Source organism: Ferrovum myxofaciens, assembly GCF_000735045.1.
Classification (GTDB): Bacteria; Pseudomonadota; Gammaproteobacteria; order Burkholderiales; family Ferrovaceae; genus Ferrovum; species Ferrovum myxofaciens.
The window spans coordinates 70,263-79,069 of record NZ_JPOQ01000011.1; the positions used below are offsets into that span (position 1 = coordinate 70,263).

The 8,807-nt window shown below is 53.5% G+C and carries 8 protein-coding genes; 5 read left to right on the forward strand and 3 right to left on the reverse strand.

Translation table 11 applies throughout. The annotated features are described in order from the left end of the window. Positions 1-46 precede the first annotated feature (46 nt). Both IV91_RS0103005 and IV91_RS0103010 read left to right on the forward strand, forming a co-directional pair. A complete protein-coding gene (locus IV91_RS0103005) occupies positions 47-1,603 on the forward strand; it encodes an efflux transporter outer membrane subunit (protein WP_051861928.1) in 1,557 nt (518 codons plus the stop codon). A gap of 31 nt (positions 1,604-1,634) precedes the next feature. Beyond that, on the forward strand, positions 1,635-2,105 hold the full coding sequence (locus IV91_RS0103010) for an EVE domain-containing protein (protein WP_035417037.1): 471 nt from the start codon (positions 1,635-1,637) through the stop codon (positions 2,103-2,105). Here IV91_RS0103010 and IV91_RS16635 read toward each other — a convergent pair. Further along, positions 2,091-5,093, reverse strand: a complete 3,003-nt coding sequence (locus IV91_RS16635; protein ID WP_051861929.1) for a sensor domain-containing protein — start codon at positions 5,091-5,093, stop codon at positions 2,091-2,093. The genes IV91_RS0103010 and IV91_RS16635 overlap by 15 nt on opposite strands. 377 nt (positions 5,094-5,470) lie before the next feature. Beyond that, complete coding sequence (locus IV91_RS0103020; protein ID WP_031595907.1) at positions 5,471-6,655, reverse strand: ATP-binding protein; 1,185 nt, start codon at positions 6,653-6,655, stop codon at positions 5,471-5,473. Between the two features lie 222 nt (positions 6,656-6,877). Here IV91_RS0103020 and IV91_RS0103025 point away from each other — a divergent pair, with 222 nt between their 5' ends. Next, positions 6,878-7,693, forward strand: a complete 816-nt coding sequence (locus IV91_RS0103025) for a Fic family protein (RefSeq protein WP_031595908.1) — start codon at positions 6,878-6,880, stop codon at positions 7,691-7,693. On the opposite strand, the gene IV91_RS17805 is transcribed toward IV91_RS0103025, so the two are convergent. After that, the gene (locus IV91_RS17805; RefSeq protein ID WP_150112357.1) at positions 7,651-7,998 is read right to left on the reverse strand and encodes a hypothetical protein; all 348 of its coding nucleotides are present in this window, start codon (positions 7,996-7,998) and stop codon (positions 7,651-7,653) included. The two genes, IV91_RS0103025 and IV91_RS17805, sit on opposite strands and share 43 nt — an antisense overlap. On the opposite strand from IV91_RS17805, the gene IV91_RS18840 reads away from it, so the two are divergent. After that, positions 7,998-8,348, forward strand: a complete 351-nt coding sequence (locus IV91_RS18840) for a hypothetical protein (RefSeq protein WP_200874310.1) — start codon at positions 7,998-8,000, stop codon at positions 8,346-8,348. The genes IV91_RS17805 and IV91_RS18840 overlap by 1 nt on opposite strands. A 76-nt stretch (positions 8,349-8,424) precedes the next feature. Further along, positions 8,425-8,802 (forward strand): tyrosine-type recombinase/integrase, encoded by a 378-nt coding sequence (locus IV91_RS18845; RefSeq protein ID WP_200874311.1) that lies wholly within the window; start codon positions 8,425-8,427, stop codon positions 8,800-8,802. The last annotated feature ends 5 nt before the right edge of the window (positions 8,803-8,807 follow it).

Consider the following 8,807-nt stretch of genomic DNA (forward strand, 5'->3'; position numbering starts at 1 on the left):
CAGAACCCTCGTACACTCCCCCCCATCAGACTTGGAGCCATCAGTCATGCTGTGTCGTCCCTTATTCTTTCTAAACCCGCTTCTGTTGGCGATCCTTCTGGGTGGGTGTGCCATGGGACCTGACTTTCAGCGTCCGCAAGCGCCCTCGGCAAACGGCTATACCCCGCAGGAAAAACCGGGTACTACCGCCGCCACCCCAGGCCTCGCCGGAGAACCCCAACACTTTGACGTACAGAAAGATCTTCCCTTTGACTGGTGGACGATGTTTCATTCAAAGGACATCGATGACCTGATCGAACTGACCTTCAAGAACAACCCCACCATTCCGGCAGCGCAAGCGGCCCTGCAGCAGGCACAGTCGATGACCGTGGCTCAGGAAGGATTCTTCTTCCCCACCGTGGGAGTGAGTTACATGCCTTCACGCAACAAGTTGGCCGGAAACATGGGGGGGAATTCGCCCGGAATTCAAGGAAACGGTCAGGTCATACAGACTTACAGTAACCCGGCGGGCCCCATCTATAACGGTCCGGCTTATTACAATTTTCATACCGCCCAGTTGATGGTGGGCTACACCCCTGATGTGTTTGGCGCCAACCGACGCCAGGTTGAATCCATGAAGGCCCAGGAAGAACAGCAACGCTATCAGTTGGAAGCCACCTATATCACCCTGGCCTCCAATGTGGTGGCCGCTGCCTTGCAGGAAGCTTCCCTGCGCGCCCAACTGGAGGCCACGCACCAGATCATCGACGCCAACCGGGAAATGCTGACCATTCTCAAGAATCAAGAGCGCCTGGGCTATGCCATGGACATCGATGTCGCCAATCAGGAAACTGCGCTGGCACAAGCCGAGCAGAGTTTGCCCCCTCTCGAAAAGGCCCTGGAACAAACCCGTGATCTGCTGCGCGCTCTGGCCGGCCAGTTGCCCAATCAGGATATCCCGCAAAAATTCGAATTGGCCTCCCTGCATCTCCCTTCCACCCTTCCGCTCAGTTTGCCGTCCCAACTGGTGGACCAGCGTCCCGATGTACGCATGGCCGAGGAACAACTTCACTATGCCAGTGCGCAAGTGGGCGTGGCCATCGCCAATCGCCTCCCCCAATTCACTATCTTTGGATTCATTGGGGGAGAAGCGGGCACATTCAACCAGATGTTTCACAATGGCGCCGGTTTCTTCAGTTTGATCGGAGATGTCAGTCAAACCTTGTTTGACGGCGGCACCTTGAGCGCTCATCAAACCGCTGCCGAAGCAGCCCTCAAGGAAGCCGCCGCCCAATACCGCAGCACCGTCATCGGGGCCTTTCAGAATGTAGCCGATACCCTGCATGCCATCGAAGCGGATGCCCGTACCCTGAAGGCTGCCAACGAAACAGAACAAGCCGCCCGGCACGCCTATGACTTGACCCGTCGGCAACGCGAGGTCGGTTATGTCAATGCCCAGGCCGAACTCACCGCTCTGATTAATTTTCAGCAGGCCGAATTGACCCTGGTACAGGCACGCGTCAATCGTTTTGGCGACACTGCAGCCCTCTACCAGGCCCTGGGAGGAGGATGGTGGAAGCGTAAGGAAGCGCTCTCCGAAAACACGCCACCCGCTGCCCCTTGACCCCGGTTTTCCGAACGCCCCCCTCGATCCCATGACAGAGACCCATTATTGGTTGATGAAATCCGAACCGTCCGAAGTGAGTTTTGATAATTTGCTGACCCTGGCCAATCAGGAAGTAGCGTGGTTTGGCGTACGCAATTATCAGGCGCGCAATTTCATGATGCGCGATATGGTCCTGGGGGATGGTGTCCTGTTTTATCATTCCAATTGTGCCGCTCCCGGCATCGCGGGATTGGCGCGCGTATCCCGACTGGCCGAACCTGATGCCACACAGTTCGACCCCCTTTCCCCCTATTTCGACCCCAAAGCCACCCTGGAGCACCCACGCTGGCATTGCGTACACGTCCAAGCCGTCAAAAAAACGCGCTTGCTGACCCTGGCCGAACTACGCCAAATCCCCGACTTACAAACCCTGCGCGTACTGGCCAAGGGAAATCGTCTGTCCATCACTCCGGTCACGCTTCAGGAATGGAAAACCCTGCAGGACCTACTGCTGCGATGACTCCTCTGGAAATCCTTTGAAATTTCGAATCCAGACAGGAACTTCTGCAGCCGGCATGGGACGGGCAATGCCGAACCCTTGGGCCAGGGAACACCCCATGTCGAGAAGTTTCCGACCATGTGCGATGGTTTCCACCCCCTCGGCCAGCACCGCCTTGTGGAATGCCAGGGCCAGCCCGATAACCCCCTGGACGATGGAAAGATCCTCGGGATCGTGCAACATGTCACGAATAAAAACCTGATCGATCTTGATGATCGATGCAGGCAATCGACGAAGGTAGGAAAGGGAAGCGTACCCTGTGCCAAAGTCATCGATGGAAAAACTCACCCCGAAATCCATACAATGCATCATCTTCTGAATGACCGCATCGAGGTCACCCAGAGCTGCAGTCTCCAGAATTTCCAATTCCAGTGCACGGGGTGGAAGTTGTGGGTAGACAGCCATTTCGAGACGGATAAAATCCACAAACCCTGGAGAGCGCAGATGGGGCGCAGGAATATTGACACTCAAGGACAGATCCAGTCCCATGCGGTGCCACTCGGACAGTTGACACAAGGCCTGACGCACCACCCATTCTGACAATACTATCTCGAAGTGGCTGCCTTCCACCAAGGGAATGAATTCTCCGGGCAGGACCAGCCTCCCCTGCATCGAATCATGCCAGCGGATGAGCGCTTCCAGTCCGATCACTCGACCCTGAAGCATATCCACCTTGGGCTGGTAGTACAACTGCAATTCTCCCAGAGCAAGGGCCTGTTCCAATCGTTCTAGGGTATGGATGCGGTGCCGCATCAGGTGTTCGCTTTGCGTGTCAAAGAAATAAATTCTGTCCCGCCCGGACTGCTTGGCCAGATACATGGCCTGATCTGCGTGGCTAAGCAATACTTCACCATCGGATACATCATCGGGACACAACGTCACTCCGATGCTTGCCGAAATCTTGAGCCAATGACCTTCGATCTGAAACGGCTGACCGATGGTTTCCTGAATTCGTTGCAAAAGAAACAGGCACTCTGACTGATCACTGTTCCCTTCAATAATCACCACGAATTCATCACCACCGAAACGGGCAACCGTATCTGTGGTACGACAAGCATCGTGAATTCTTTTCCCCACGGCTACCAGAAGATGGTCTCCAAGAGCATGACCATAGGTGTCATTGACCTGTTTGAATCCATCCAGATCGATGAAACACACCGCCACCAGCCCATTCGAACGTTTGAGTTGAGCCAGGGCATGCTCAAGTCGATCGGTGAGCAAGGCACGATTCGGCAAGTTGGTCAGGGTATCGTAATACACCCGGCGTTCGAGTTCCAGTTGTTGCTTTCGCAACAGTGTGAGGTCATCCACCAACACCACCAAATAGTCCAACATGCCGGAAGGGTTGCGCACTGCACGAGCGGCTACATGCGTATAAATGATATCCCCATTCTTTTTGAAAAACCTTTTATCACATTCGTATTCGTCCAACTTGCCTGACACCACTCTCTCAAACAACTGTCGATTGAGAGCCAGGTCTTCGGTGTAGGTGATGTCCTCCCATGACATCCCCGTCAACTCGGCATTGCTGTAACCCAGCATTTCACAGAGTGCCGGGTTGACTTCTATCCAGCGCCGGTCTGAAGCCGTGGTGGCCATTCCCACCATGGAACGTTCAAAATAGGCCCGAAAATGCTGCTCTCGCTCATATAGGGATTGCTCTGCTTTTTTTCTGGCCAATTCACGGTCAAAGGTATCCAGGGCAAAAGCAATGTCCCGCACCATTTCGTCGAGAACGGTTACGGCTTCCTCATGAAAAGCATCGGTAGTCACCGCATACACGGCCATCACCGCTACCACCGTATCTCCCTGAATGATCGGGAAAGTTGCACCACTTCGCCATCCGTACATTTGCGCCCTTGCTTTCCAAGGAGTGGTCAAAGGGTCGCTCATGAAGTCGTTGACAAAGATATTGCGCGTCTCTCGAAAACTCAAGGCGATGGAACCGAGTTGCTCAGCATCGGTAGTCATCAGGGGAAAAGAGAGGCCAGTCAGATAGTCTGTTCCCGTCCCATAGAAAACCTCTGGAATAATGGCATCCCGCTGTTCCGAAGGTACCCCAATCCAGGCCATTTCAAACCCGGCAAACTCCACCGCCACCTTGCACACCAAAGGAAACAATTTATCCTTGGTTTCCATGCGTACGATGGCCTGATTGATTTCGCTGAGGGCGTGATAAAGGTCGGTCAGTCGCTGAATGCGCTGTTCATAGGCCTTCCGTCGTGAAATATCGCGTACCAGCATGCAATTATATTCCACGCCTTCGTACTCAAAATAATTGGCCAATACTTCGGTAGGGAAGATTGAGCCATCTCGATGTCGTTGGGAGGATTCAAGGGACATCGTGCCGTGTACCTTCAATTTTTCCCAGAGTCTGCCCCACTGATCGGGGGTAAAAAACGGATCCGAATCCCCCACCGACATTTGGACCAGTTCAGAATAGGAGTACCCCAGTTGGCGACAAGCGGACTCGTTGACATCCAAAATCCGGCCCTGTCGATCGATCCACAACATCTGCTCGGCGGCATGATCGATGCCAAACTGCTTGAACCGTAACGTAGCCTCAAATTGTCGCCGTTCCGATATGTCCCGTGAAGAGCAATACAGGAAAGGCTCGCCCAGGACGGCGTGATAACTTCTGGCCGTGATCTCTACAGGGACGATTCGTCCGTCCTTGCAGCGGTGCAAAGACTCAAAAGTTCGGTGGGCCCCTTCGCCCAACTGAAAATTCAAGTCGATGACGTTCATGACTTCCTCTCGGGTCCACTGGGCGTCCCATTGAGACACATGCATCCCAATGGCCTCAGCACGAGAATAGCCCAGCAGAGCAAAAAAGTAGTCACTGCCCTCGATCAGAAAACCCTGGCGATCAAGTATATGAATTCCATCGCTTGCAACCTGAAGAAGTTGCTTGATTCGTTGCCCGGGGTCTTCTACGCCATGATTCATGACAGCATCCTTGTTGTTGCACTGCCAGCCGTCTCTTTCATTGAATTTGACCACCCAGGTACGAGGGCACCCGGAATCGGATTCATATTCAACCCGTCCACAAGGATACTATGGCAAACCCCGTTGTCAAGACAGGGACAGGTATTGAAAGCAAGGTGAATCCGCATTACCATGGAATTCATCCTCGCGGAAAATCGGAAAGATATGGAAGCACCCTTCGCCTTCCTTGCCACTTATACGTCGCGCTTGTCTGCGCATGGTAAAGCGCAGCATTTACATTACGCCGGATGAAAACCGACAAAAGCGTGATCGCCGACCTTTATGGAAGATATGCCCCTTATGTTTCGGTCGCCGCCGCATCGAATCGATCGGGAGTGTCACACCAGCCACCGTGCAACAGGCTGGCGCAAGAATTCTTCTATGGCGATGCCATCTCCGCCCACCAGCAGTAATCTGTCCGGCTTGAACGCCTCGTTGAAGGCGTGCATCCCAGGCAATGCATCACGGGTTCGACCGCTTTTGACTTCAATGGCGATCAGGCGGCGCCCTGCACGCACCACGAAATCGACTTCGCGATTGCGATCACGCCAATAATACACTTCACATTCACCAACAGCAGCGGCATTGGCCAAATGCGCCCCCACAGCCGATTCAGTCAACCTTCCCCAATATTCACGGTCGGCCATGGCTTCTTCAGGACGGTAGCCGGACAAGGCCGATAGCAACGCCGTGTCGAACACTTGCAACTTGGGACTGGAGCCGCGACTACGCACAACTTCTCCCGCATATTTGGAGAAACCAGTCAGCATGCCTGCCGCACCAAGCAATTCAAGATAATGCGCGAGCGTGGTGGTATTCCCGGCATCCTGCAATTGACCAATCATTTTGGTGTAAGACAGTACCTGCCCGGAGTAACGGCATCCCAGTTCAAACATGCGCCGCAGCAAGGCGGGTTTATCCACACGGGATAACAACAAGACATCTCGCGAAAGTGTGGTTTCGATGAGGGAATCGCGCACATAGCGCACCCAGCGGTCATGGTCAGAAATCAGCGAGGCAGCACCTGGGTAACCGCCATAAAAAATGCTCTGTTGCACCGACCAGCCAAAAGCCTGGTTCATTTCGTTTGCTGACCAGTGCGGCAGATGCAAGACCTCGAAACGTCCGGCAAGGCTTTCCGACAATCCTCGCTGAATCAGCAAAGGCGCCGAGCCAAGTAGAATCACCTTGATCAGGCGCTTTTTATGTGTGTCTTCATCCCACAGACGCTTGACAGTTTCAGACCATCCACCAACTTTTTGCACTTCGTCCAGCACCAGCACTGCTCCGCGCTCATTCTGCATCAGGCGCGCGATCTCCCATTGTTGGGCTATCCACTCGGCACCGCGCAATGTGGGTTCGTCCGCGCTGGCAAATTGCACTGGTAGTCCGCTCCCCTCACACACTTGCTGAACCAGAGTCGTTTTGCCCACTTGGCGCGGGCCTGCAACCACCTGAATAAAACGACGCGGTTCATCGAGACGACCAGAAAGAATGGTGAATTGGGGGCGTTGATAACTCATATATAAAATTACTTAATAAGGTGAGTAATTTTACCCACCGCAAAGAGGTTATGTAAATCGACCTAAGCCGTTACAGTATTTCTTTTTTTGGGTATCCGGATTTTAGTGTGTTTCCTGGCGCTGTTGAGTCCGCTGTAATTTTATATAACAATCTGATTTTATTGTTGTAAAAGTTGATTTGTCTCGCTACAATGAAACCGGATTACATTGTCAAGGAAAAATATGGGACTCTTTTCTGCGCTCGGATTTCACTGGAACAGGTCAGTCGTGCCTGGTGCGGTGCCGACTCACTCCGTCGAGCGAGTGGCCTTTCGTTTTTATCGCAGGCTGCCCGAGTTCGTTTGGGACGCATCCGTGCTCGAAGGCAACCCATTCACATTCCCTGAAGTCAAGACGCTACTCGATGGCGTAACCATCGGCGGACGAAAAGTTTCAGATCAGGAACAGGTTCTCAATCTGGCAGAAAGTTCCAAGCATCTTCTGGCGCTCGTGAAGGCCGGGAAATTCTCACTAGACAAAGCCACGTTCACCGAACTGAATGGCCTTGTCGCCCGCAATGAAGCGCTGGAGTGGGGACACTTCCGGGGCGAGGGCCATGAAACGAACTACACGCCGGATGTTGGTCTGGGTGAACATGGCAGATATACGCCACTGGCGACCGTAGCCGGTGCGACTGAGTTGAACCGCGTCTTTGCCAACGGCCTGCAAGCGCTTCAAGGCGTGGTTCGTCAACCCTTTGAGAAAGCAGCCGCTTTCTTCCTGTTCGGCGCCTTGCAGCAGTTCTTCTTCGATGGCAACAAGCGTACGTCTCGTTTCATGATGAATGGCATCTTGATGTCAGCGGGTATTGATGCAATCAGTGTTCCAGCAGCCAAGGTACAGGAATTCAATGAAAACATGGTCAGGTTTTACCTGGAGAAGGACGCCACTGAAATGATGGCCTTCCTGATCGATTGCCACCCGGATGCAGAGCAAATTCACAAGGTGGATTCAGGTCATTCAGCCGAGAGCGACACGAACAGGACGGGTCTGTTGTAAGGACCCTGATTATCTCCACCATGGAAAGGCAGTTTGCAGTAACGGATCGAAGAAAAGCCTCGCAAAATCCGCCACCTCATTGGTTTCATTCCGAACAGGTCACGACTACCCGCACTCCGTATGGAAAATAGTTTTTGTGAGGTAGCGCTTTGCGCCATCCCTGCGAACGGCTTTTCCGGAAGAATGAGTTGGTCGGCATGATGGCTCAGGATCTGGGCGTAGTAGGCTGCTTCAAAGCGGTGATACAACTGCACCAGAACATCGGCCAGCGCCGCTGCGGCCTCATTGGAGAGTTGGAAGTTCAATGTCGAGGATGGCGGTGGGTGGACGCTTGTTACGGCGCGAGGTGAAGATCAACTTTCTCTTGGTCATGATTTTCCTTTGGGTCATTAGCGGGCCCGGGAGTTGCGCCGGGTTGAGTGGCATGATCGCGGACGACCCCCTGGCTCTTCTGCTCCATGCCCCCATGTCTGATGAGGCCTGCGCTCACATCTGGGAATTCCTCAGCGATCTGGCCTTCTTCTTCGAGAGTGCACGCTTCGCCCAGATTCGCCGCTCACATTGTGCGCAAGGCGACCACAGAGCCAAAACCCCAGATTCCCCACTTCACGATCCAGACCAACTCGAACTCTTCCCCGATAATCCACCGTCCTGATCAAAAAATAACCCAAAACCCCAAACTTACCCTCAGGAATTTCATCCTGCTGTTTTATGGGAAATTCAGACTGCTGGTGACACCGTTACCACCCAATCTACCAAAATTTCCACCGCAGCAAACGCCGTACATCTATTCGACGGGGGAACTGCAGCGACTGCTCGACGCCACATCCGTGCTGGAGAGTATTTATGCCCGCCTGCAGGCACCAATGTTCCAAACTCTGATTCTGCTCTTGTATGGCAGCGGACTACGTGTCAGCGAGGCACTGGAACTGACCATGCACGATGTGGACCTTGAGCAGCGAATCATTACGGTCCGTGATACTAAATTCCGTGCTTATCGGGTTGCCACACACACCGGAGCACCTATCCCACAAAGGGGTGGAATTACGCTCTTTGAACGCAGAAAACACCAGAGTTTCCGCCATTTACGGCGAATGTACCCCGCTTGATGGTC